This window comes from Mesorhizobium sp. M0816 (assembly GCF_040320005.1).
In the GTDB taxonomy this organism is placed as follows: Bacteria; Pseudomonadota; Alphaproteobacteria; order Rhizobiales; family Rhizobiaceae; genus Mesorhizobium.
This window is the reverse complement of record NZ_JAMYOT010000003.1, coordinates 188488-211773: the sequence shown is the minus strand read 5'-3', so window position 1 is coordinate 211773 and position 23286 is coordinate 188488. Positions and strand designations below refer to the sequence as shown.

The 23286-nt window shown below is 61.5% G+C and carries 30 protein-coding genes and 1 tRNA gene; 15 read left to right on the top strand and 16 right to left on the bottom strand.

Annotation, left to right across the window (positions count from 1 at the left end; all coding sequences use genetic code 11):
• Positions 1-45: 45 nt before the first annotated feature.
• Together NKI17_RS05410 and ureC are read right to left on the bottom strand one after the other, a co-directional pair.
• Positions 46-639, bottom strand: a complete 594-nt coding sequence (locus NKI17_RS05410; protein ID WP_023677004.1) for a hypothetical protein — start codon at positions 637-639, stop codon at positions 46-48.
• Positions 640-686: 47 nt separating this feature from the next.
• Positions 687-2399, bottom strand: a complete 1713-nt coding sequence (gene ureC, locus NKI17_RS05405; protein WP_502894430.1) for an urease subunit alpha — start codon at positions 2397-2399, stop codon at positions 687-689.
• Between the two features lie 179 nt (positions 2400-2578).
• On the opposite strand from ureC, the gene NKI17_RS05400 reads away from it, so the two are divergent.
• Together NKI17_RS05400 and NKI17_RS05395 are read left to right on the top strand one after the other, a co-directional pair.
• Positions 2579-2962 carry a hypothetical protein gene (locus NKI17_RS05400; RefSeq protein WP_023677006.1) on the top strand — a complete coding sequence of 128 codons (384 nt, stop codon included), beginning with the start codon at positions 2579-2581 and terminating at the stop codon, positions 2960-2962.
• 126 nt (positions 2963-3088) lie between these two features.
• Positions 3089-3583 (top strand): hypothetical protein, encoded by a 495-nt coding sequence (locus tag NKI17_RS05395; RefSeq protein ID WP_023677007.1) that lies wholly within the window; start codon positions 3089-3091, stop codon positions 3581-3583.
• A 26-nt stretch (positions 3584-3609) separates the two neighbouring features.
• On the opposite strand, the gene NKI17_RS05390 is transcribed toward NKI17_RS05395, so the two are convergent.
• The 5 genes from NKI17_RS05390 to NKI17_RS05370 are packed head-to-tail and all read right to left on the bottom strand — an operon-like array spanning position 3610 to position 5995.
• Positions 3610-3915 carry an urease subunit beta gene (locus NKI17_RS05390; protein WP_023677008.1) on the bottom strand — a complete coding sequence of 102 codons (306 nt, stop codon included), beginning with the start codon at positions 3913-3915 and terminating at the stop codon, positions 3610-3612.
• A 7-nt stretch (positions 3916-3922) separates the two neighbouring features.
• The gene (locus NKI17_RS05385) at positions 3923-4516 is read right to left on the bottom strand and encodes a HupE/UreJ family protein (RefSeq protein WP_023677009.1); all 594 of its coding nucleotides are present in this window, start codon (positions 4514-4516) and stop codon (positions 3923-3925) included.
• Between the two features lie 28 nt (positions 4517-4544).
• Positions 4545-4802, bottom strand: coding sequence for a DUF1272 domain-containing protein (locus NKI17_RS05380; protein ID WP_023677010.1), 258 nt, complete (start codon positions 4800-4802; stop codon positions 4545-4547).
• A gap of 19 nt (positions 4803-4821) precedes the next feature.
• The gene (locus tag NKI17_RS05375; protein WP_023677011.1) at positions 4822-5124 is read right to left on the bottom strand and encodes an urease subunit gamma; all 303 of its coding nucleotides are present in this window, start codon (positions 5122-5124) and stop codon (positions 4822-4824) included.
• 28 nt (positions 5125-5152) lie between these two features.
• The gene (locus tag NKI17_RS05370) at positions 5153-5995 is read right to left on the bottom strand and encodes an urease accessory protein UreD (RefSeq protein ID WP_023677012.1); all 843 of its coding nucleotides are present in this window, start codon (positions 5993-5995) and stop codon (positions 5153-5155) included.
• Between the two features lie 202 nt (positions 5996-6197).
• Here NKI17_RS05370 and NKI17_RS05365 point away from each other — a divergent pair, with 202 nt between their 5' ends.
• The 3 genes from NKI17_RS05365 to NKI17_RS05355 all read left to right on the top strand — a co-directional run bounded on the left by NKI17_RS05365 (position 6198) and on the right by NKI17_RS05355 (position 8506).
• Entirely contained in the window at positions 6198-6452 is a 255-nt protein-coding gene (locus NKI17_RS05365) for an acyl carrier protein (protein WP_023677013.1), read from the top strand.
• A gap of 4 nt (positions 6453-6456) precedes the next feature.
• Positions 6457-7665 (top strand): beta-ketoacyl-[acyl-carrier-protein] synthase family protein, encoded by a 1209-nt coding sequence (locus tag NKI17_RS05360; protein WP_352905503.1) that lies wholly within the window; start codon positions 6457-6459, stop codon positions 7663-7665.
• Positions 7666-7801: 136 nt separating this feature from the next.
• Positions 7802-8506, top strand: a complete 705-nt coding sequence (locus NKI17_RS05355; protein WP_023677015.1) for a glutathione S-transferase family protein — start codon at positions 7802-7804, stop codon at positions 8504-8506.
• A gap of 21 nt (positions 8507-8527) precedes the next feature.
• On the opposite strand, the gene NKI17_RS05350 is transcribed toward NKI17_RS05355, so the two are convergent.
• The 4 genes from NKI17_RS05350 to NKI17_RS05335 all read right to left on the bottom strand — a co-directional run bounded on the left by NKI17_RS05350 (position 8528) and on the right by NKI17_RS05335 (position 10777).
• Complete coding sequence (locus NKI17_RS05350; protein WP_302893450.1) at positions 8528-8656, bottom strand: hypothetical protein; 129 nt, start codon at positions 8654-8656, stop codon at positions 8528-8530.
• Positions 8643-8903: a hypothetical protein gene (locus tag NKI17_RS05345; protein WP_352905502.1), complete on the bottom strand. Its 261-nt coding sequence runs from the start codon at positions 8901-8903 to the stop codon at positions 8643-8645. The genes NKI17_RS05350 and NKI17_RS05345 overlap by 14 nt, the downstream gene beginning before the upstream one ends.
• A gap of 70 nt (positions 8904-8973) precedes the next feature.
• Positions 8974-9594, bottom strand: coding sequence for a nucleoside triphosphate hydrolase (locus tag NKI17_RS05340; RefSeq protein ID WP_352905501.1), 621 nt, complete (start codon positions 9592-9594; stop codon positions 8974-8976).
• Between the two features lie 76 nt (positions 9595-9670).
• Positions 9671-10777: a hypothetical protein gene (locus tag NKI17_RS05335; RefSeq protein ID WP_352905500.1), complete on the bottom strand. Its 1107-nt coding sequence runs from the start codon at positions 10775-10777 to the stop codon at positions 9671-9673.
• A 237-nt stretch (positions 10778-11014) separates the two neighbouring features.
• On the opposite strand from NKI17_RS05335, the gene NKI17_RS05330 reads away from it, so the two are divergent.
• Positions 11015-11905, top strand: coding sequence for a D-alanyl-D-alanine carboxypeptidase family protein (locus tag NKI17_RS05330; RefSeq protein ID WP_352905498.1), 891 nt, complete (start codon positions 11015-11017; stop codon positions 11903-11905).
• A 33-nt stretch (positions 11906-11938) separates the two neighbouring features.
• On the opposite strand, the gene NKI17_RS05325 is transcribed toward NKI17_RS05330, so the two are convergent.
• Positions 11939-12745 (bottom strand): AraC family transcriptional regulator, encoded by an 807-nt coding sequence (locus NKI17_RS05325; protein ID WP_352905497.1) that lies wholly within the window; start codon positions 12743-12745, stop codon positions 11939-11941.
• Positions 12746-12947: 202 nt separating this feature from the next.
• On the opposite strand from NKI17_RS05325, the gene NKI17_RS05320 reads away from it, so the two are divergent.
• Positions 12948-13868 (top strand): zinc-binding dehydrogenase, encoded by a 921-nt coding sequence (locus NKI17_RS05320; RefSeq protein ID WP_352568556.1) that lies wholly within the window; start codon positions 12948-12950, stop codon positions 13866-13868.
• 163 nt (positions 13869-14031) lie between these two features.
• Positions 14032-14108, top strand: a tRNA-Arg gene (locus NKI17_RS05315).
• A gap of 200 nt (positions 14109-14308) precedes the next feature.
• Here NKI17_RS05315 and NKI17_RS05310 read toward each other — a convergent pair.
• A complete protein-coding gene (locus NKI17_RS05310) occupies positions 14309-14488 on the bottom strand; it encodes a hypothetical protein (RefSeq protein ID WP_352571819.1) in 180 nt (59 codons plus the stop codon).
• 417 nt (positions 14489-14905) lie between these two features.
• Between NKI17_RS05310 and NKI17_RS05305 the strand changes: the two genes are divergently transcribed.
• The 7 genes from NKI17_RS05305 to NKI17_RS05275 all read left to right on the top strand — a co-directional run bounded on the left by NKI17_RS05305 (position 14906) and on the right by NKI17_RS05275 (position 20864).
• A complete protein-coding gene (locus tag NKI17_RS05305) occupies positions 14906-15130 on the top strand; it encodes a hypothetical protein (RefSeq protein WP_236393201.1) in 225 nt (74 codons plus the stop codon).
• Between the two features lie 6 nt (positions 15131-15136).
• Positions 15137-15604, top strand: coding sequence for a very short patch repair endonuclease (locus NKI17_RS05300; protein WP_352571820.1), 468 nt, complete (start codon positions 15137-15139; stop codon positions 15602-15604).
• Complete coding sequence (locus NKI17_RS05295) at positions 15570-17369, top strand: hypothetical protein (RefSeq protein WP_352571821.1); 1800 nt, start codon at positions 15570-15572, stop codon at positions 17367-17369. Before NKI17_RS05300 ends, NKI17_RS05295 begins: the two co-directional genes overlap by 35 nt.
• A gap of 1 nt (position 17370) precedes the next feature.
• Positions 17371-18285: a hypothetical protein gene (locus tag NKI17_RS05290; RefSeq protein WP_352905495.1), complete on the top strand. Its 915-nt coding sequence runs from the start codon at positions 17371-17373 to the stop codon at positions 18283-18285.
• Between the two features lie 86 nt (positions 18286-18371).
• Positions 18372-19013, top strand: coding sequence for a DUF6339 family protein (locus tag NKI17_RS05285; RefSeq protein ID WP_352571823.1), 642 nt, complete (start codon positions 18372-18374; stop codon positions 19011-19013).
• Complete coding sequence (locus tag NKI17_RS05280) at positions 18983-20320, top strand: DNA cytosine methyltransferase (protein WP_352755685.1); 1338 nt, start codon at positions 18983-18985, stop codon at positions 20318-20320. The genes NKI17_RS05285 and NKI17_RS05280 overlap by 31 nt, the downstream gene beginning before the upstream one ends.
• Before the next feature lie 310 nt (positions 20321-20630).
• Positions 20631-20864, top strand: a complete 234-nt coding sequence (locus NKI17_RS05275; protein WP_352620554.1) for a hypothetical protein — start codon at positions 20631-20633, stop codon at positions 20862-20864.
• A 106-nt stretch (positions 20865-20970) separates the two neighbouring features.
• Here the strand turns inward: NKI17_RS05275 and NKI17_RS05270 are convergent, their stop codons facing one another.
• The 3 genes from NKI17_RS05270 to NKI17_RS05260 form a co-directional block, all read right to left on the bottom strand.
• On the bottom strand, positions 20971-21285 hold the full coding sequence (locus NKI17_RS05270; protein ID WP_352905544.1) for a hypothetical protein: 315 nt from the start codon (positions 21283-21285) through the stop codon (positions 20971-20973).
• 73 nt (positions 21286-21358) lie between these two features.
• Entirely contained in the window at positions 21359-22654 is a 1296-nt protein-coding gene (locus NKI17_RS05265; RefSeq protein ID WP_352905494.1) for a cytochrome P450, read from the bottom strand.
• 50 nt (positions 22655-22704) lie between these two features.
• Positions 22705-23232 (bottom strand): metallophosphoesterase, encoded by a 528-nt coding sequence (locus NKI17_RS05260; RefSeq protein ID WP_352449516.1) that lies wholly within the window; start codon positions 23230-23232, stop codon positions 22705-22707.
• Positions 23233-23286: the final 54 nt, after the last annotated feature.

The window sequence follows — 23286 nt, the reverse complement described above, 5'->3', positions numbered from 1 at the left end:
TCTCCCAAAAAGCCTAGCCTATCGCGTCCGCCGCCCCAATGGGGCTCAGACGATCGTGTCGAAGAGCCGCAGGATGAACGATATCTGATAGACGAGCGCGCCGGCGACAAAGGCGATGTGAAAGCGGCGGTCGCGCAGCAGGATCGCAATGACGCAAAGCGCGACGAAAACCGGCGTGCGGATCAGATATTCGACGCCAAAATGGGCGAAATGCTCCGGCCCTTTCAGCAGCGTATCGATCACGTCGAGCAGATAGGTCGCCGCCAGCAGGCCGAAGAACCAGGCCCGGCGCGAATAAAAGAAATCCTCATAGCTGGTGTAGTCCAGCATCGAATCCGGAAACAGCAGTGCGCAGAGCAGGAACAGCGTGACGGCGTAGAAGATGATGAACAGGTATTTGCCGAAGGTCCAATTCTCGATCTGGAACAGGCCGAACTCCCACCACCAGAAATGCACCAGCATTAAAAGCACCGACGCAACCCAGGCGAGGTGCACGGGATAGAGCCGGTATTGGCCGGGATGCTGGACGATGCGGGCGACCCCCGACAGCAGGCGGGTGACGCCGAGGCCGATCACCATGCCCAGGACGATGCGGATATGCGGGAAAATGTCGTGGGCGTAGGGGAGTTGCGGGTCCATAAGCCTGGCGCGGCATGTTCTACATCGGTCGTTCTAACGCCTATGGTTCAGAACAGGAAGTAGCGTTGCGCCATCGGCAGCACGGTAGCCGGCTCGCAGGTCAGGAGTTCGCCGTCGGCGCGGACCTCATAGGTTTCGGGGTCGACCTCGACATGCGGCGTGGCGTCATTGAGCACCATCGAATGCTTGCCGATGCCGCCGCGGGTGTTTTCGACCGCGACCATCTGCTTGTCGACGCCGAGCCTGCCGCGCAGGCCTGCGTCGAGCGCGGCCTTCGAAACGAAGGTCACCGACGAATTGGTCATCGCCTTGCCGTAGGCCCCGAACATCGGCCGGTAATGCATCGGCTGCGGCGTCGGGATCGAGGCGTTGGGATCGCCCATCGGGGCGGCGGCGATCATGCCGCCGATCAGCACCATGTCCGGCTTGACGCCGAAAAAGGCCGGATTCCACAGCACGAGGTCGGCGCGTTTTCCCACCGCCACCGAGCCGATGTCCTTCGACAGGCCATGCGCGATGGCCGGATTGATGGTGTATTTGGCGATGTAGCGGCGGACGCGGAAATTGTCGTTGTCGCCGGTCTCCTGCGGCAGCGAACCGCGCTGGCGCTTCATCTTGTCGGCGGTCTGCCAGCAGCGGATCGCCACTTCGCCGACACGGCCCATGGCCTGGCTGTCCGACGAGATGATCGAGAAGGCGCCGATGTCGTGCAGAATGTCTTCGGCGGCGATGGTTTCCTTGCGGATGCGGCTTTCGGCAAAGGCGATATCTTCGGGGATCGACGGCGACAGATGGTGACAGACCATCAGCATGTCGAGGTGTTCGGCCAGCGTGTTGATCGTGTAGGGGCGTGTCGGGTTGGTCGAGGACGGAATGACGTTAGGCAGGCCGCAGACCTTGATGATATCAGGCGCGTGGCCGCCGCCGGCGCCTTCGGTGTGGAAGGCATGGATGGTGCGGCCCTTGATCGCCGCGACCGTGTTTTCGACGAAGCCGGACTCGTTCAGCGTGTCGGTGTGGATCATCACCTGCACGTCGTAATCGTCGGCGACCGACAGGCAGCAGTCGATTGCAGCCGGCGTCGTGCCCCAGTCCTCGTGCAGCTTCAGCGAGCAGGCGCCGGCGAGCACCATCTCCTCGAGCGCGGCAGGCAGCGACGCGTTGCCCTTGCCCGACAGGCCGATATTCATCGGGAAGGCGTCGAAAGACTGGATCAGGCGCGCCAGATGCCACGGCCCAGGCGTGCAGGTGGTGGCCAGCGTGCCGTGCGCCGGGCCGGTGCCGCCGCCGAGCATGGTGGTGATGCCCGACATCAGCGCTTCCTCGATCTGCTGCGGGCAGATGAAATGGATATGCGCGTCGAAGCCGCCGGCGGTCAGGATCTTCCCCTCGCCGGCGATGATCTCGGTGCCGGGACCGATGATGATGGTGACGCCGCCTTGGGTATCCGGATTGCCGGCCTTGCCGATCGCGGCGATACGGCCGTCCCTGAGGCCGATATCTGCCTTGACGATACCGGCGGTGGCATCGACGACCAACGCATTGGTGATGACGGTGTCGACCGCGCCTTGCGCGCGCGACACCTGGCTCTGGCCCATGCCGTCGCGGATGACCTTGCCGCCGCCGAACTTCACCTCCTCGCCGTGAAGAGTGAGATCCCTTTCGACCTCGATGAACAGCTCGGTGTCGGCGAGCCGGACCTTGTCGCCGACGGTCGGGCCGTACATCTGCGCGTAGGCGGCGCGGGTGATTTTAGCCATCAGCAATTGCTCCCGAAATACAGCCCGGAAATACCGCTTGTCGAAGCCGGGCCCCACATTGCCGCCATCCTATGGTCACGCAATGACCCGCTGAGCGACACTTTCCGATCCCATTTAGCGTTTGAGGTGGCCGGGCCACCCCAAAACGACCATTTGCCAATCGATGGAAAGGAACATCCATGCGCAAAACGACCCTTCTGGCAGCCGCCGCCACGCTGGTGCTCGCAACCGCCGCCAGCGCCCAGCAACAGCCTGCGCAGCAGCCCAGTCCGGCGCCGGCTGCGCCTGCTCCTGCCGCGCCCGGGGCGCAGCCGCAGGCGCCCACCATCCAGGCGATCAACGTCGTCGATATCAAGGATCTGCCCGCGGACACTCAAGCCAAGGTCAACGAGGTGATCGCCAAGCGCAGCGATGCCGACCTGCAGAAACTGCGCGGCTCGATCGACGCGACACCGCAGGTCAAATCCGCGCTCGAAGCCAAGGGGCTCACCTCGGCGCAGGTGATCGCCGCCAGCATGAGCACCAATGGCGCGCTGACGCTGATCACCAAGAAAGCGAGCTGACGAGGCGAGGCGGCGGGCCGGCGCCCGGCCAGCCCGCCGCATCGCAAAGGGAACCTTCACGGGGGACGTTACGTTTCGGTCCTGTCGCCCTGACACGAGCCTCGAAAAGGACCCTGAGAACGAGCGATGGCGATCACCACCTTCTCCGACACCAGATGGCTGCATGGGATTGCCGCGACCGCGTTTCTGGCAGCCAGCATTCCGCACGCCGCGCTGAACGCGCAGAGCCTCGACAGCGCCGAGACCGTCAACCGGATCGTCGGCTCGGAGGTCGGCCAGGAAGAGACCCAGACAAATGCGGAAGCCGGCAAGGTCAGTTCGGCGATCGACCGCACGCGTGAAAACATCGCCGCCGTGCGCAAGACATCCAAGCTCGACAAGGTCGATATCGTGTTTCTTACCGATGCCGCGCGCACCGAAGGCGGCCCGCCGCCGGCGATCGAAAACAAGGTCAGGCAGCATCGGGACGACATCGCCGAGCTGCGCAAGGAGATCGAGGCGAACGCATTGCTGTTCAACGCCATCGATTCGCGGCGAGTGCAAACCGAGGACGTTCTGGCGGTGGAATTCGACGATCCGGGAAAGGTCGTCATCTATGCGGCGGCCAAGCCGCCCGGCTGAGCCGAAACTGCTCGACGCCTTCGATCTCACAGCGCGCCCATGATCTTCTGCTGAAATCCGTAGACCTCGCGCTTGCCGCCGAACGGCACCAGGGTAACGTCGCGCTCTTGGCCGGGCTCGAAGCGCATGGCGGTGCCGGCAGCGATGTCGAGGCGCATGCCGCGGGCCTTGTCGCGATCGAATCTCAGTCCCTCATTGGTCTCGAAGAAATGATAATGGCTGCCTACCTGGATCGGCCGGTCGCCGCTGTTGGCTACCTTCAAGGTGACCGTCGCCAGACCCTTGTTCAGTTCGATCTCGCCGCTTGCCGTGATGATTTCGCCGGGGATCATCGCGGCCTCACACGACGCCGAAAGCGAGGCCGGCGCCAATCGCGGCACAAGCGGCGCCAGCGGCGCGGGCAAGCCCGCGGAAGCGCCAGCCGAGGCCGAGACCGGCCGCGATGCCGACGGCGTGGAGCAATGCCGTGGCAACGGCAAAGCCCGCCATATAGCCGAGTCCGCCGACATTCTCAGGCACCTCGGCGCCATGGGCATAGCCGTGGAACAGCGCGAACAGGCCGATGACGGCGACGCCGGCCGAGACAGGAAGATCGACGGCGAGCGCAACCAGCAGCCCGAGTGCCACGACGGACGCCAGTATCGCCGGCTCGACGAAAGGCATCGGCACATGCAGCATGCCGAGCACGCCGCCGGCCAGCATGACGCTTACGAAGGCCAGCGGCCATGCCCAGGTCGCTTTGTCGCCCTTGAGCGCGGCCCATAGCCCGACGGCAATCATCGCCGTCATGTGATCGAGGCCGGAGAGCGGGTGGGAGAAGCCGGCGGTGAAGGACCAAACCGTGCCGGCGCCGACATGGGCATAGGCTGGCATTGCTGCCGCCAGCAGCAGGACCGCCGACAGCGTTGAGCGTTTCATCGTAGCGGGGATCATCGGCGTAGCTTCCATCTTCGACTACCTCTCACGCCGCCTTGCGGGCCGGAGCGCAGCTCTCTGCCTTGAGGACGCGCTTGGTGGAGGCCGGATATTTCTTCAGCAGCGCTGCCGGACGGATCGGGCGGGCCGAGAAGTTGCCGCCGCAATTCGGACAGGCGCCGCCGAGCACGTTTTGTGCGCAGTCGGCGCAAAAGGTGCATTCGAAGGTGCAGATCACCGCATCCGTCGCATCGGGCGGCAGATCCTTGTCGCAGCACTCGCAGTTGGGACGCAGCTCAAGCATTTTCCTCTCCTTGGCGGTGTTATCTGATCGGCTCGTGCACGGTCACCAGCTTGGTGCCGTCTGGAAACGTCGCCTCGACCTGCACATCGTGGATCATTTCTGCAATGCCTTCCATCACCTGGGCCCGGGTGACGACATGGGCGCCGGCCTCCATCAGCTCGGCGACCGCGCGGCCGTCGCGGGCACCCTCGACGACGAAATCGGTGATCAGCGCGATCGCTTCCGGATGATTGAGCTTGACGCCGCGTTCGAGCCGCTTGCGGGCCACGATCGCCGCCATGGCGATCAGCAGCTTGTCTTTCTCCCTCGGCGTCAGATTCATGCTTTTTCCTGCGGTGGCACAATCGAAATCAGAGTGACCATAATTTGGGCAGGCCCGCCCGTCCGTTGAGCAATTCGACAAGCGGCACCAGCCGCTTGCGGAGCTGGTAGCCGTCCTCAGCGAACAGCCTCGCAAGAAGCTTGCCAGATTTCCGCACGCTCCAGAAACTGACGCCGCCCTGGCCGCCGACTATGCCCCGGGCCGGCTCGAGCAAAGCCTCTGCCCGTGGCGACACCATCAGCAGCGTCGCCACGGCGACGGCACCGCCGGCCGCTGCGGGACGGTTCAAGGTGGCCGCAATGTCCGGCCCGATGCGGAACTCCTCTGCATGGACCAGCGCCCCGTCCTGGCGGACGCGCCAGCGGTCGTGGAAATGGCCTTGCGAAGCCCGTTCACCCATGGCCAGGCGGCCGAAGACGGTAGCCTCCAGGATCAGCGCCTCGGCTCCGGTGGCAAGCTCCACGTCAAGGCTGCGGGCAAAGGCCGAGCGGTCGAAGACGATGGTTTCCTGTGGCAGCCAGGCAATGTGGCCGTCTTCTCCGACAGTCAGCTGCACCCGCACTTCGGCGCGGTCGGATGCGGCGCGATAGATTTTCTCGCAGGCCTGCGTTGTTATGGTTGCGGAGGCGCCGGCACCGACATCGACCTCCCAGGCGAGACGGTCGCCACCGGTCAGCCCACCGGCGGTGTTGATCAGGACGGCTTCGAGCGGATCGGCCGAGACCGCCGGCATGCGGATCTTGGCCGAACCGTCCTGGTACAGACGCCGAAGACGCGTGCGGCCTCCGTTCCAGTCGCAGCCAAGCCGCGCGACGCCGGCAACACGCTGGGCCGGCGGCACTGAAGTCAAGCTATATGCGATCGTATCCACGACACCAACGTTAAGCACTGCGGCGGCTTTGTCGATATATAGCTTGTTGCTTGACAGCGTTTCGGTTTCTATAGAGGGAGCCACCTTGGTACGGTCACCGGCGCCTGGCGGGGGTAAAAGGCGACGATGACGACGTAATCGAGGACAAAAGGGGCGCTGATCAGTTGGCGTCGGGAAACGACAGAGTTGGGGAAGAAACCGAATGGCTGACCAGCTGGCAAACGATATCATCGCCAAGATCAAGGCTCATGCCGAGCCGGGCGGCGAGGAAATCACCACCAGTACCGAACTGACCGCCCTCGGCATCCATTCGCTGGAACTGACGGAGATCATCTTCGATCTCGAGGAAGAGTATGGCATCGAAATCGAGATGAACACTGTCGATGCCTGGAGCAATCTGAAGAATGTCGGCGACATGGTCGAGGCGGTTCGCGCGCTGATCGCGAAAAAAGCCTGACTGAATGCACAAGCGCGTCGTCATCACGGGCATCGGCGGATTATGCGGGCTCGGCACCAATGCACCGGCAATCTGGAATGAAATGCGCGCCGGCCGTTCGGCAATCGGCGCGATCGACAATCCGCTGCTGCATGATCTGAAGGTCAAGGTCGGCTGCGAAATCAAGGCGCTTCCCGAGCACGGCATCGACCGCAAGCAGGTCGTGTCGATGGACCGCTTCAGCCTTCTGGCGACGATCGCCGCGCGGGAGGCGGCACAGCAGGCGGGATTGAACCCGCACGCGGCCAACACCTACCGGATGGGCACCATCGTCGGCGTCGGCGTCTGCGGCTGGGAGGCAATCGAAGAGAACTATCGCGCCATCCTGCTCGAAGGCAAGAACCGCGCCGGCATCTTCACCGTCCCGAAAGTAATGCCGGGCGCTGCAGCCGGCCATGTCAGCATGAATCTTGGTCTGCGCGGGCCGGTGTTCGGCATCACCTCTGCCTGCTCGTCATCCAACCACGCCATTGCCTCGGCGGTCGATCAGATCAGGCTCGGCCGGGCCGACGTCATGGTCGCCGGCGGCACCGATGCGCCGCTGGTCTGGGGCATCCTCAAGGGCTGGGAGGCCCTGCGGGTACTGTCGCCGGACACCTGCCGGCCGTTTTCGGCCGACCGCCAGGGGCTCGTGCTCGGCGAAGGCGCCGGCATGGTGGTGCTGGAAACATATGAGCATGCCATGGCGCGCGGCGCCGCCATCCTTGCCGAAATCGCCGGCGTCGGCCTTTCCGCCGACGCCTCCGATATCGTCGCGCCAACCATCGAAGGGCCTGAGGCGGCGATGCGCTTCTGCCTCGTCGATGCCGGGCTCAATCCCGAGGACGTCGACTATCTCAACGCGCATGGCACCGGCACCAAGGCCAACGATCAGATCGAGACGGCGGCGATCAAACGCGTGTTCGGCGACCATGCCTACAAGCTTTCGGTGTCCTCGACCAAATCGATGCACGCCCACTGCCTCGGCGCCTCCGGCGCGCTGGAAATGATCGCCTGCGTGATGGCGATCCGCGAAGGCATCGTGCCGCCGACCGCCAATTATCGGGAAGCCGACGCCGACTGCGATCTCGACATCACGCCGAACGTGGCGCGCGAACGCACCGTGCGCACCGCGATCAGCAACAGCTTCGCCTTCGGCGGCACCAATGCGGTGCTGGCGGTCAGGGCCGCGTGACCGCACCCCTTGCGGGTCCTTCACCGGGGCCGGCGAAACTTTCCATGCGCATATTGATCGCGCCAGGCGTCGCTCCTAACTCTCTGCGACCCGCCATGACCGTGCCGCTCGGCGCGGTCCCCCACCAGGAGTTTCGATGACCGATCTGTCCGCGTTTCCGATTGCTAGGCGCTGGCCGGCGAGCCACCCCGACCGCATCCAGCTTTATTCGTTTCCGACGCCGAACGGGGTAAAGATATCGATCGCGCTGGAGGAACTTGGCCTCCCTTACGAGCCGCATGCCGTCGATATCGGCAAGAACGAGAGCTGGACCCCGGAATTCCTGTCTTTGAACCCGAACGGCAAGATACCGGCGATGATCGATCCGGACGGCCCGGGCGGCAAGCCGATCGGCTTGTTCGAATCCGGCGCCATCCTGCTTTACCTCAGCGACAAGACCGGCAAGCTGGTCCCGGCAGACGCGACGCTGCGTTATGAGACGATCCAGTGGGTGTTCTTCCAGATGGCTTCGATCGGGCCGATGTTCGGCCAAGTCGGATTCTTCCACAAATTCGCTGGGCGCGAAATCGCCGACAAGCGCCCGCTGGAACGTTATCGCGACGAGTCGCGACGGCTGATCGGCGTCCTCGAAACGAGGCTCAAGGGCCGCAGCTGGATCATGGGCGACGATTACACCATCGCCGATATTTCGATGCTTGGGTGGGTGCGCAATCTGATCGGCTTCTACGAGGCGCGGGAACTCGTCGGTTTCGACGATTTCCCCAGCGTGGGCGCCTGGCTGGAGCGTGGCCTCGCCCGGCCGGCGGTGCAGAGGGGCCTCACCATTCCGGCCAGAAGCTGATCTTACGTCGATTCCGCTCGGCTATTTTGCCTTGGTCCGGGGTTTTGAGCCGCCCTTGCCGACTACGGAAGCAGCAAGCGACGCCGCACCTTTGGCGGTGGCAAGCACGGCACCGGCGGCGACATTGGCCGTTGCTTTAACAGTGCGCATTGCGCTGCCTGCGATCGATCCTCTGCTGCTTGCCGATCTTTTGGGCTTGGGTGCAGCGGCTTTGGCCGCGGCAGGCATCACCTTTTTCGGCGCCGCCTTGCCAAAGCTGGGCTTTGCCGCATCCTTGGAGCGGGCCGCCGCTGCCGGGCCGGCGCTGGTTTTCACTCGAGTGGCCTTTGATCGTGTTGCCCTGCCCTTGGCGGGCGCAGGCTTTCTTGCCATGGTTTCCATCGAACGGTTCCCTCATGGGCACAATTGCCGTGTCCGGGATAACGGCCTGAAACTGTCAAGGTTCCGGCCGGGCGGTTCCTTGCAAGTCAGGCCAGGTCGCCGACCACCAGGTCGGCGGGCCGCCGACGGGCAAGCACGCGGTCGATGTTCGGCATATCGTTAGAGGCGATCCAGGCGCGCGCGTCCTCGTCGGAGCGGCCGTGCTCGTGCCATCGCGCCAGCAGTCGGCGCTCGAGCTCGGCGCGCGGCACATCGACGAAGATCGAGAAGTCGAACAGCGGCGCCAGCCGCGCCCAGGGTTCCTCGTCGAGCAGGAGATAATTGCCTTCGACCAGAATGAATTTGGTGTCGGCGGCGACAATCGCAGCGGCGGCGCGCGACAGCTCCATGCTGCGGTCGAAGACCGGGATGGCGATATCCGGCTCGCCGGCGCGGATGCGCTTGAGCAGCGCTTCGAAGCCGGCAAAATCAAAGGTTTCCGGGGCACCTTTTCGCGCGCGAAGGCCGCGCCGCTCGAGAACGACATCATCGTAATGGAAGCCATCCATCGGCACGACTTCCGCCGTGCCTTCCGGCAGCAAGTCGTGCAAGCCTGCCGACAATGTCGATTTGCCGGCGCCGGGCGGACCGGCAATGGCAACGATGAAGCGCGGCGCCTTGCCGGCGCGCTTGAAAATGGCAGCAGCGATATGGGCGATTTCTGACATTGGCCCCCTTACGGTGGTTCTGGCGCATTTTGGCGGCAGTTTTCGAAAATTTCAAACGCCGGATTGTGCCAAGCCTTCAATCGGGCCTGGATTGACCGATCCGCAGGAAATCGCTGTCGAAGGCGATGTCGCGCACGGCACCGTCAGCCGCCAGGATGCGCATGTGGCCCGGCGAGGTCGTGACGTCGTGCGGCGGCTCGCCGGATGGCCACGGCAGTGCGCCGATGACATGGCGGAACGAAAAGCGGCGCCCTTCGGAAAGGGCAAAGGCGGTCGCCACGCCTTCGCGCTTCAGCCAATTGTCGCCGAGCGATGCGGCGTGGCCGACGGCCGTGCGGCCGTCCTCGATGCCGAGCACGCCGCGGTGGCGGCCACTCCATGGGGCGTAATCGCGCCCGCCATTGCTGACCCACAGCATGGTGACCGGCAGTTCGGCCGGGTTCTTCAGCACCAGCACGAGATCGGCTTCCGCCTGGCGCGCCAGCGCCGTCCAGCCCGGCCCGCCATGATCGGCCTCGACCAGCGTCACGAAGTCCTCACGCAGCTGGTCCATGCGATAGGCGGTCAGGTCAATCGTGCCGCCGTTGGCGACGGGAAAGCGCGTCAGGTCGGCGGTTCGCGCCGGGTAGGCGAGCAACGAGCGGCCGCGGGCCGGATCGGGCTCCGGCGCCTCACTCGGCGTTGCGGCAAGGCGCTTGGGCGAGAAGGCCAGCCTGCCGCCGGCCGTCATCACCGTCATCGGGTGGTGGGCGACGGGAATGGCGCCGGCGCCGCCGGAAAAGACGTGCTCCTGATAGAGAAAGGGATGATCGTCGCGCAAGGTCAGGATCTTGTCGACGGTTGCGCCCATGACCGGGCGCTGCAAGCGGAAGACGGCGCGCCAGCCGTCGGCCGTTGCCGCGCTGTCGACCACGTCCCAGCGGCTATTTGCCGGCCAGCCATGCAAAGGTGCCGCTTCGACGTCGCTGATCGAGAACGGCGCGCAGAGGAAATCGCCGGACAGGTGGACCGTCCCTTCAGGCAGGTCTTTCGGCAGCATCTCGCGCGGCTCGCCGACCCAGGGTGCGCGATGCAGCGGCTTCAGCCGGCGGCCATCGATATCGACTGTCATGTCGGCGAGATGGCCGACGGCAAGATCGACCGATACCGAAATGCCCTTCGCCGTGATCGTGACCGTATCCATGTGCACCTACCGATTCTGCCAGCCCGATTCTGGCGGCCCGATTCTGCCGGCGCCAGCAAAGCCCACTCGCCGCCGGTTGCGCAAGCGCGGTGGCCGGCAATTCACATCAGGTGGCGCCACGTCGGCCTGTGGACAGGGCACCGTTCGAGGGCCAGAGCGATATTAACCAAATGGACTGTGCCTTTGCGTTAAGATAGCTTCGCCTCGTCTCAGAAACTGCCTGCCTTCGGAACTGACTTGTCCGCCTTCCGGTTCTTTTCGTCCATCCACAAATGCGTCGGTGTGCTGGCGCTGCTGCTGTTTGCTGCCGGCTGCACGACTGTCACGCCGCCCGACAGCGTGCTGGCGGTACCGGCGCCGCCGCAGAAATATGCCGCCATGGTCATCGATGCCGGCACCGGCAATACGCTGTTCGAGGTCAATTCGACGGCGCCGCGTTATCCGGCGTCGTTGACCAAGATGATGACGCTCTACCTCCTGTTCGAGGCGCTGGACCAGGGCCGCATCAGCAAGGAGACGCAAATCCCGGTGTCGGACAACGCCGCCCGGCAGCCGCCGACCAAGCTGCGGTTCAGGCGCGGCGAGACCATCGACGTCGATTCGGCGATCCGCGCCGTCGTCGTCAAATCGGCCAATGACGTGGCGGTCGCCGTTGCCGAATATCTCGGCGGCAGCGAAGAGGCGTTCGCCGGCATGATGACTGCCAAGGCGCGCCAGATCGGCATGAGCAGCACCGTTTTCCGCAATGCCTCGGGCCTGCCGGACGGCGACCAGCACACCAGCGCGCGCGACATGGCGGTGCTCGGCATGGCGCTGCACGCCCGCTTCCCGCAGCATTTCCACTATTTCTCTGAAAGCGACTTCATGTTCCGCGGCAGGCTGGTGCGCGGCCACAATGACATGCTCGGCCGGGTGCGCGGGGTCGACGGCATCAAGACCGGCTACATCAGGGCTTCGGGCTTCAACATCGTCACCTCCTATAATGCGGACGGGCACAGGCTGATCATCGTGGTGATGGGCGCCGACAGCGCGCGCCAGCGCAACGACCACGTCGAGGCGCTGATCCAGCGCAGCCTGTTGCCGACCTCCGAGGCAAAGACGCGGCTGCTGTATGCCGAGGAGCAGTGACAGTTGAAGTCCGAGTGTTGACCGCGTGCGGGTTCAGGCGACAAACGCAGAGCCGCCGTTTTGCGCGACACTGCTGAGATACTTTGCCGGCGGCTTGCCAAGCGCTTTCTTGAACATGGTGATGAAGGCGGTGACCGATTCGTAACCGAGATCGGCCGAAACCTGCTGCACGCTGGCGCCGGAGGCCAGCTCGCGCATTGCGACGATCAGGTGCAGTTGCTGGCGCCAGCGCCCGAAGGTCAGCCCTGTCTCCTTCACCACGAGACGTGCGAGACTGCTCTCGCTGAGCGCGACGCGACTGGCCCATTCCGCCAGGGTGCTGCGATCGGCAGGATCTTGCGCCAACGCCGCCGCGATGCGCCTCAAGCGCGGCTCGGACGAGATCGGCAAATGCAGCTGCTGGACAGGCATGCGCGGCAGTTCGGTGAGCAGAGCCCTGGTCAGGAGCTCGCCCCTGGCGTCATCGTCCTCAACGCGATCCGTCAGCTCTATGATCAGCTCGCGCAGCAACGGCGTGATCGAAAGCGTGCAGCACCGGTCCGGCAGGTCGGTAGCTCCCGGTTCGATATAGACGAAGAAAATCCGGGCATTGGCGGTCGCGATATTGCTGTGCTCCATGTCGCCGGGAATCCACACCGCGCAATGCGGCGGCACCATCCACAGGCCGCTGGGGACGCGACATGTGACGCCGCCGCCCAGCGCGAAGACGAGTTGCCCCTTGCGGTGGTGGTGGTCCGGCACCTCCGCCCTGGTCTCGGGAACGTCGACGCGCACGGCGATTGCCGGGACGAGGACATCATCCGGATCGAAAGGCCAGGGGTAGCGGAGAGGCTGTCTCATCTTGACTGATTTTAGCGATCGACTGCCAAGATATCTAAATTACTCAAACAGGAAAGTCGATAGTTTAGGGATGAGTAACTCAGAAGCCGACAGGCGGGCTTCCATCTAGTCATGCCCTGCTTGCGTTCTGAACGTCGGACCAACAAGCCCGGCGCACGAAAACAGGCTGGCGTCCGCCACGCAGCAAGAAGGGACGATACCAATGCTCGCCTTGGTCACATCTTCCGACAGCGCCACCGGGTTGCGGCTCGCCGAGCTTGGCGAGCCCGAGCCCGCCCCGCATGAGGCGCTGGTCTCGGTCCGGGCAGTCTCGCTGAACCGCGGCGAACTGCGCCTGCTCAACATCCGTCCGAACGGCTGGGTGCCTGGCCAGGACGTCGCCGGAATTGTCGAGCGCGCCGCGGCCGACGGCTCCGGGCCGGCCGTCGGCGCCCGGGTTGCGGCTCTGGTCGACGAGGCCGGGTGGGCCGAACGGGTCGCCGTTCCGACCGACCACCTCGCCGTCCTGCCGGACGACGTCAGCTTCGTCTCCGCCGCCACTGTTCCGGTCGCGGGCACGACCGCGCTGCGGACCCTGCGCCTCGGCGGCGACCTGGCCGGCCAGCGGGTCCTGATTACCGGCGCAAGCGGCGCGGTCGGCCGTTTCCAGATCCAGATCGCCCGCCAGCAGGGCGCGTCGGTGGTGGCGGTCGCCGCTGCCCGTCATGCCGACGATCTCCGCGGCCTCGGAGCCGAGCGGGTCGTCGAAACGATCGAGCTGGCCGAAGGACTGTTCTCGCTGATTACCGAATCGGTGGGCGGCGATAGCCTCGCCCACGCGATCGAACGGATCGCGCCCGGCGGGACCGTCGTCATGTTCGGCTTGAGCAGCGGCGAACTCACGCCCATCGGCTTCCGCCAGTTCGTTCCGGGGCACGAAGGCGCGCGGCTGCAGACCTTCGCCTACTACGCTTCCGGTCCGGAGGTTGGCGCCGACATCGCCTCGCTGCTGGCGCTGATCGCAGCCGGCCGGCTCGAAACGCGCGTAGTCCTCACCCTGCCGTGGCGGGACGTCGCCCAGGCCCTAGACGCGCTGCGGCAGCGCAGCATCAGCGGCAAGGCAGTGCTTACCATGACAGAATGAGCAGGCGCGGCCGCCGGACGGGACGATGTCTGTCTCCCCCGGGCTGCTACGGCAACTTGAGCCCGCTGGCGATTGCCCGTTGAAGCCGGCGCCTGCTTCCGCTAAGAAGCCGTGGCTGGCCGGTTTACCGGCTGGTTCGTTTTTGGGATCACCGATCCTGAAGGCACCCGTAGCTCAGCTGGATAGAGCGCTGCCCTCCGAAGGCAGAGGTCACAGGTTCGAATCCTGTCGGGTGCGCCAAAAAAAAGTCTCAGACGACACAGAAGCCTGGACTACGACAAAAGATCGTTGGACTTCCCGAAGCACTTTTCCGAGGGGCACAGAGAGTCAGTTGAGTAGTCTCCTCAAGAAAATGTCCTTCGGTGACTCGAACCCTTGCCGTCGACCGACTTCCAACCACAGCCCTGATTGTGGGGGAACTTGAGTTGCGTCTCAGGGTCCTAGGTAAGGTCGGTGATCAGGACCCCATGATCCTGATCTGCGAAAGTTAATACTGACCATATCGCCGCTGGGCCGGTGGAACCCGGCCTGCCGTCGACGATCCATCCCCCGCTTCCAACCATTTCGGAAACCAGGAGTGTAACGTTGCCCGTGCCGCAACCGATGTCTAGCGCGCGCATTCCGGGGCTGGGGCCAGCCGATAGCGAAATCTTCGCGTGATCGGGTCAATGATGCCCCTTTATGGTTGAGATCGCCTGATCTCGCGATCGGAATATAAGGGATGTGAACGTCCGCACGCGCCAAACGCGATTCCATGAGCTGCCTCTCCTATACGACCATTATTCAAATGGGCGTCGCTTGGTTGACGACTTTGCGCGGATGGCACGGCCGTCGCTGAGAACCCGCGCTGTCGACGTCAATGCGAATGTCGCGTCTGGAGTCATGTTAGTGAGTCTTCTTTCGAACCGTCCCGCTCTCATACCTTTGCGTGCCGGAGAAAATGTACACAAATCGAAATCACTTTTCTCTTGAACATTTTCATAATGTAGTTCACATCTTGATAATGTTGAGGCCCCGGACTGATACGGATTAGAGTTATGCGCGACAAGCGAGCCAGCTTCGTCAAATTGGCAAACCAGCGCGTGAACAAGGCGCTTGAACAGATACGCCTGGTAGGAAACCTCTCAAATCGAGCAGCCTACGAGTTCAGCGAGGAGGATGCCCGTAAGATCGTAAAGGCCCTTCAGAAAGCTGTAGAAGGGACGCGGGTACGGTTTACCGATACGGCTACGGGCGCTGAGCAAGGCTTCACGCTGGACTAGTTAGCGGTGGACAACCTAACGACGACAAAGCGTAGCGAACTCATGTCGCGCGTCCGAGGCCGCGACACGAAGCCTGAGATGACGATTAGAAGACTGCTTCATGCGAAAGGCTGGAGATATCGAGTCAGCGTTAAAGGCCTTCCAGGAACACCCGACATAGTATTCTCGCGGCTCAAAACTGCGATTTTTGTCAACGGTTGTTTCTGGCACGGTCATACCTGCAGACTTGGTACTCGCCCGAAAACAAGAGAAGCATTTTGGGCGGACAAGATTGAGACAAATAAGTTGCGCGATAGCCGCAAGAACGACGAGCTTGATAGTCGCGGTTGGCGCGTACTCACTGTATGGCAATGCCAACTGAGCGATACGGACGCTGCAATTAGCGAGATCGAAGCTTTCTTGGAGGCTTCAAAGCACATGCCATTGGGGGTGGGGAAGAATGAAGGCACTAAAGAAACCAAACTGGGCATTTGAACCGAACCCGCGCATGGGAGGCGCGGTTGGCGAGGCCTTCACCAACACGCTGGCGTCCTCCGGAATGCACCCTGAAGCTGTAGTAGCTAGAGAGGCCATCCAAAACAGCGTGGATGCTCGCGCTGAAGAAAGCCAAAAGGTGTCGGTCGATTTCGTCACAAAGGCTCTTACTGGTGCCGAAAAAGCCGCCTTTGCAAAGGCAGCACGTCTGCTAATTATTCAAGAGAGGGCAGATCGCCTGGGATTTCGAGATCCGAACTGCATCAGCACGATTCAGGACAAACTTGTTCCCCTTAGGCTCTTGTACGTTAACGACCATGGCACGACCGGCCTAAAAGGAGATCCCTTTAGTCCCGATTCGAATTTCTACAAATTTCTTCTCACGCTGGGTGATGGTGGCAAAGAACAAGATGAGCACGGCACCGGCGGGTCCTATGGTTACGGTAAATCGGTATACAGTGCAAACTCCGGGATACAGACCATTTTCGCCTATAGCCGAACCAAGAATGCGAGCGGCGAGCCGTTATCTCTACTATTCGGATGCGGGTACTACCGCAAGCATACGCATCTGGAGAAGGTCTTTACTGGTCGGGGCTGGTTTGGCTTGGACAACACCCCTGGCACAGCCGGTGCTCAACCAGTTGTTGACCCGCTGCTAAATGATGCGGCAGACGCTATGGCGGGTCTCCTTGGCTTTGACAGTCGTGAAGCAGACGATCTCGGCACGTCCGTACTGATAGTGGACAGCCTCCTGTCTCCGGAGGGGATTTTAGAGGGAGTGGAAGACTGGTGGTGGCCACGCCTTATTTCACACAAGCTTGACGTTCGGGTCGTTCGAGAGGACGGAACCGAGGAACTTCCGAGACCCCGAAAGCGGGACCATCTTCGCCCTTTCCTTGAGGCATACGACATCGCGGCCGGCAAATCGCCGCCCAATGGCAAAACACAATTTCAGAAGCCGATCGGCAAAAATGATGGGCTCTTGGGTCTTTCAGTGCTTAAGCAGGAGGAAGACGGAGAATACGCGGTAGGTGAGGATAGGACGGACTCAGTTGCCCTCATCAGAAGCCCACTGATGGTCGTTGCCTATTATAGAAAATGGAACGTCGGCACCCCGGTCATGGCAGGTGCCTTCCTCGCTTCTCCCGACATTGACCTTGTGCTGCGGTCATCGGAGCCGCCCGCTCATGACCGCTGGGATCCAGAGGCACGACGCCTGCAGGATCAAACCGGGTCTAAACGAATGATCGTTGAGCGCGTGCTCTCTGGCATCAGAAAGACCGTCAAATCGTCGCAGAAAACGGCATCTCCGCCACCGCCTCCCAAGCCAAAGCGGCTGACTTTTCTCGAGCGCACTCTTGCTACCTTACTATCACCGTCAAAGAGCGGAACCGGCAAAAAGCCTGAGGCAACGGCAGCTCCCATACATTTGGAATACGACAAAGTACCTCAGACTTCGGCAGAAGGCGAAGCACTGAAATTGACAGCTGCCTTTAGCGTTCGGTTGAAGGCAGATGAAGCTAGTAGCGCAATGAAAGTTCGCATGAAAGTTACGTGCCCCGTTATAGAAGATGGATCAGTTGGCGAATCGTTGCAATTATCAATTACAACTGATGATGTTCTCGAAGCAGACCCTGATAATCCAGAGTGGATGATATTCGTTTTATCTCCGGACAAACCTTCGCGTTTTGTGTGCGAGACAGAAAAATACGATCCGTTATGGACTGTCCGTTTCGTTCCAGAAGTCGAAGCAGTGGGAGCTTGAGGTGATTGCAACTTGGCATAGGACAGAGCCTCGGGAGGTTCGACCTTTCTTTCAGATCCAAAATGCCGAAGATTCTCTTCGGTCGTGCCGTATTAAACTATTCAAGGATGGTGATATTTCGGACGAAACATCGTTTGACCTTGATGAAATCGACTTTCAGGAGCTAGACCCGGTCATTTTTCCGTCCGTTGTAAACCCGAAGACTTGGCTTCCATCAGGGTTTCGGGCGTCCGATCTAGAACTAGTGTTCATGGCTACACATCCATTTCTCAAGAGATCAGATGTTTTGGCAAGTGTGCCTCTATCGGACACGCTGCCGACTGAATGGACAATCTCATCGGAGACGCTGAGCCGCTTTGCCGGAGGTAGAAACCTCAAGCTAACTATAGCCATCTGTCTTCGTCGTGACCGCGAGCCTTTGCCGGGTTCACCGTTTGTCGTGGGACATTGGCTAGCGCAGAAAACTTTCTTTCTAAAGTCTCGCGCGACCCCTACCCTTTTCGATCTTCGAACGCGAACAGACGAGGAGTGGATCGCAGCTCAGTTTCCGCCGAAAACGTTGTACTTCGTGGAGTATGCGGGTGGGATAGCCGAAGAAGGCGAAGAGGATATGTATGTGGCCAGAGTTTACGTGCATATAGACGCGCACAATCGACTAGTCTCTTCGGCGAATTTGGGAGACGCATTCCAGCCTTTTCTGGCCGCTGAGATAGTTCTGTCGATCCTTACCGAGAGCCTGAGCCAATGGAAAGATCTGGAGGCTCCACCCCCGACTAGCCCGCTTGCAACATTGTTGCAGCAGCTGAGTAAGAACTCACCAATGGCTCTCGATACATTAAGAAACGCGGTGATTACGCCTGGTCGGGCCCGCGCCCTCCTTCAGGACCGTCTCGCCGTAGTACAGGCAATTAAATAGCAGGGATCCCGATGCCATACCCAATTATAAGCAGGTCTGAAGCGCGTGCATATCTACTACCCGGCGATGGGCAAGCCGAGCCAGCTTTGCCCCAGGTACGACACTCCGATGACGGAACCGACGAGGATTGGGACGCCATCGGCGAGGAATTGGCTAAGTTTTTGAATGAATTGTTGGACATCTACAAGCCGTCGAAGGGAGCCATCGGCGGCGGACAGTTTGAGGCTGCTGCCACCGCCCACGTGCATGAGATCCTGCCCTCCCATCCCGCTCTAGCAAACCCAGAGTTCTGGACCTGGCTCGCTGTGGTCCACTGCAGAAGCGTGATTGACCGAAGGTATGGCGAGAAACGAGACCCAAAAAATTTTGGCATCGGTACTGCGATTGAAAACCTCCTGTATCGGCTTTGGCTCAGGGCAGAGTTGTCGGCCGACGATAGCCGCAGTGATAGATACGATCTGGCGCGTAGGGGTGATATCGATTTTTGGCGCAGTCATCTTTTCAGGCAAGGCTACGGAAATTGTAGAACTTTCGCGCGCGCGCTGATCTCATTCCAATTTCCGTCGGACGTGGGCGACAAACCACGCTTGAAGATCGCTCAAATACGCGCACTCGCAAAACAGCTAAAAAGGGCTCGATCTAATCTGATGTTTGAGCTAATGAATGAGGCACGGGCAACGAGCTTCATCGATTCGCAATGGGAGCGGATTGCCTCAGCCACGGCGTGAGGTGCTCAGTGCATGAAACTTATCTGAGGATTGGGACCAAGCTCACGCGGCAGGTGCAGGTAGCACCTGGCAAATCTCGGGAAACATCACTTGTTAATTTAGCCGACGATGGGCTGGAGCCGCGTCACGCTTGGTGGCAGTCGTTGCTTCGTGGTAGCCAAGTCTTGTCAACGGGGAGTGGTGCCCCTCTCCGGATTGTTGATGCTTTTTGTGGGTCAGGCGGCCTTGCATTGGGGTTGTCGCTCGCAGCGCAGGCCATCAACCGAAAAGTTGAGTTCTCAGCAATCATCGACACCGACGCAGCGGCGCTAGATATCCATAGCTACAACATGGGTGCGAAGCGCAAAATCGCCGCTAGCGCAGCCTCGCTGGTTGATTTTCATGTATTGGGCCTCGGTGATAGTGCACGATTTGGGTATGATCCAGAAACGGTCCACGCTGATCTTGATAGGGTTGGGTCGATCGACGTTTTCATCGCCGGCCCTCCGTGTCAGGGTCACTCAAACTTAAACAACCACACCCGTCGTCAAGACCCCAGAAACGATCTCTACGTTACCGCCGTGGCGCTTGGCGTCGCTTTAAATGCCAAGGCGATCATTATTGAGAATGTACCAACCGTCCAAAATTCGCACTCGGATGTGGTCGCAACCGCCGTGGGCCTTCTAAAATCGGCCGGCTACGCTACTTCTATGGGCGTCATTAAGGCCGACAGTCTTGGGGCCGCACAGCGCCGAATCAGGCACTTTTTAATTGCGGCGAAGGAAGCACCGATAGAGCCGGACTACCTTACGGCGTTCGCCGACTCGCTGAAGGCTCAGAGCATGCCATTATCATGGGCGATCGGAGATCTACTTGATTTGCAATCAACCGATCTAATGAATTCGAGCCCCGCCGTAACTCCAGTTAACGCCGAGAGAATCAAATATCTGTTCGATCACGATCTTTACGACTTGCCGGATGCCCAAAGGCCCGACTGCCACAAGAACGGTACATCTTACACGGCTGTATATGGTCGAATGCATTGGGATCGGCCGGCACAAACCATAACAACCGGCTTTGGGACGCCTGGGCAAGGGCGATACGTTCATCCAATTGAGCGGCGGCTCATAACACCAAGGGAAGCGGCTAGGATTCAGGGGTTCCCAGATTGGTTCGATTTCGCGCCCAGCGGATTAGCAGTCAAGCGCAAACACCTTGCCAAGTGGATAGGCGATGCAGTCCACCCTGCTTTGGGTTATGCGGTGGGATTGGCCGCACTGAGCGCTATGCAGATCGAAGATCAATACCGCGTACAGAGCGCAGCCTAAATACCGCCATTTGTCGGCGGCACTGAACGAAGCAGCGCATCCGGCGCCGGCGCCCCACGGCACGCATGGTGTCGATAAATCATGAGGGTTGCAGTCAAAAGAGTGACGCCGAGGTGGACGTGGAAAAGAGCCTTGCAGCTGATTCGATCGGCCGGCTGTTTTGTGATCGAATGGTACGAGTGGAACCATTAGACTTAATGGGATCCACTCCTGCCCGCCCATCACCGTCACGTTCCACCTCACCGATTGCTTGGAACCCTATCGGCCTCGCACGACTTCTTCCTCAGCAAACTTTCGAAAGGAGCGCCCAGTGCCCGCACCACCTGAAATGGATATCGTCCTCGAAAAGCTGCCTTTGAGGATCGGCGCCTATATTCCCGATGATTTGCTGGAGGACTGGTTTGCGCCGGGAACCGGCATGAACCCGGTCAGCAAGGAGGCGCTTGCCACCGCCAAGAACTACGGCTGGCGCTTCGAATGCGAGTTCAAGCACTACCCCGAACGCAAGGAAGGCGTGTTCTGGAAGTGGGTGCCGGCGATCTGACCGGCGCTGGACGGTTCATCGTTCCGCGGAAACGCAGAATCGGTCGATCTTATTGTTTGGCGCAAATACCGGGCGGAAAACCGCTTCACACTTTTCCTGGAATTGCTCAGCCTCCGCCTATCGGCGGCGTCACCTTGCCGGTTCCGCCGCATTCGGGGCAGGTGCGGCCGTCGATCATGCCTGACCCTGCACAGCGGCGGCAAATATTCTCGCCAGCGCCTGGAGTGCCTGCGGGGACTTCGTCCGCGTTGATTTGAGCGACTTGCCGGGGCTTGCCCTGCAGCTTGTTTCTCAGCCGGGCGACCCAGCCTTCGTCGACCTCGAGCGGCCTGCTGCTGTCGTCCGGCAGGCCTTCGCCGGATTGGCCGATGGTTTCATTGCGCGGCCGGTCGTTCGCGCCTGTCGTGATCTTCTGAGCCATTGCGTTTGCCTTTACGCCTTGCAATTTTCGAACGCCTCAGCTCCGCAGAGGTTCCGGTTCGACCGGCAGCCTTTCAGCCGGGTTTTCGCCGCACATTATCTATCCTGAACCCGGATTTCGGCCGCGCCGGCATGCGCGCGAGCGAGACCGTCATATCCTGATCAGGCACCTGGTAGGCCATCGACCGCGTCAGCAGGCGAACCGCTTCCATGATCAGCGCGACGGTGACGGCTTCGCCGGGGCAGCGATGGGTAGTCGCCGGATCTCCGCCGCCATGCGGGATGAAGTCGAAGCCGCGGGTTTTCCAGCTCAAGCCGCGCTCCGGGATAAATCGGTCCGGCTCCACAAACAGGCGGCGATCGTGGTTGGTGCCGTGCAGGTCGAGCAGAACCCAGTCGCCTTTGCCGAAGCGGTAGCCCTTCCATTCGAAGGGGTGGCGGGCGCGGCCGCCGATGAACGGGAAGAACGGATAGAGCCGGCGAACCTCCTCGGCGAAGGCTTCCAGCCCGTCGTCATCGCCGACGGCGAATTTATCGTACCATTGGCGGTGCTGGTGAAGCGCCAGCGCCGCAAACACGATGAAGCGGCCGATGGCGACAACCGGCCGGATGATGTTGATGATCTCGACCGCAGCACTGGCAAGATCGAGCGGCATTCCCTCGGCATCGACATATTCGCTGACCAGGCGGACCGGGCTGTTTGCCGGCAAATCAAGCGCGCCGCTTCGAACGCGCCGTACAAGCTCGCCGATAGTGCGTTCGGTCCGGCGTCGCCGCCACAGCGCCAGCATGGTCGACGGCCCGACGCCGCCGGCGTTCTCGATCATGCCGCCGAGCTCGCGGCAGAGTTCGGCGCGATCCTTGTCGGCGGGGATGCCGGCCCAATCCGCTGCCGCCTGGGTCAGGGCGAGGTTTACGGCGTCGAACAGGACGATCTCATCACGCCGCTGCCAGTCTTCCAGTCGGTCGAGCCAGGCGCGACGGAAGGTTGCGCGGAGCCGCTCGATCTGGTCACCATCCAACAGGATCGACAGGAAAAGCGCCTTGCGGTGGCGGTGAGCGGCGCCGTCGAGCGCCTGGACGCTGCCCTTGTCCTGCAGCAGACGCAGCGTGGTCTGCGGCATCGCACCAATTCGGGTGAAGTGGTCGCCGCCATAAAACATCTCGGCAGCCTCGGCACCGCGGACACAGATTGCCGGCCGCAGCATCAGGCGCGTGGCAAAGATGTCGGTGTTCATGCGCCGGCAGCGGGCCGAAATGAAGTCATAGCCTTCGCGCAGCAGGGCCAAGGTGCTATCGAACGCGGCGCGCGGAATGGGTTTTGCGGCATGATTGCCGCCGTCGGCATCGATCAGTTCACGTCTGTTCATGGCGTGCTCCCTGGCGTTGAAATTCCTCAACGCACGGCCGGCACTTTCGATCACTCGACTTTTTGACGGCTTTGCCGCGCCGCCCTTCGGCCGCGGCTGGCAAGGATGGTGGTCAGCGTGACCGGACGAAAAGCCCAGCTGTCGACGCCGACGTCATACTGGCGCGTGACCGGGGTCAGCCTGCCGTGGGAATGGCCATGCAGGTCGATCGATTTCCTGCCGATCTGGTTCCAGGTGCGAAAAGGGTAGTGGCAAAGGATCAGCAGACTGCCGTCGAGCGCCAGCTCCTTGTAGTGTTGCGTGCTCGCCCAACCTGTGGCCTCGATGGTGGCCGCAGCATCGTTGTTGCCGATGATCAAATGCTTGCTGCCATGAAGAGACGCCAGAAGCGACGATACGAACGCGGCCGATCCCCTGGCAAAATCGCCGAGATGCCAGACCTCGTCGTCCGGCCCGACAGTCTCGTTCCAGAACGCAATGAGCGACCGGTCATGTTCCGCCAGCGAGCCGAACGGGCGGCGGTCGATGCGCAAAATGCGCGGGTCGCTGAAATGCGTGTCGGCGGTGAAGTAGATCATGCGCACTCGCTGGGCCTGTTGTCGAACTGCCGCGCAGGTAGGCGCGTGGCGCAC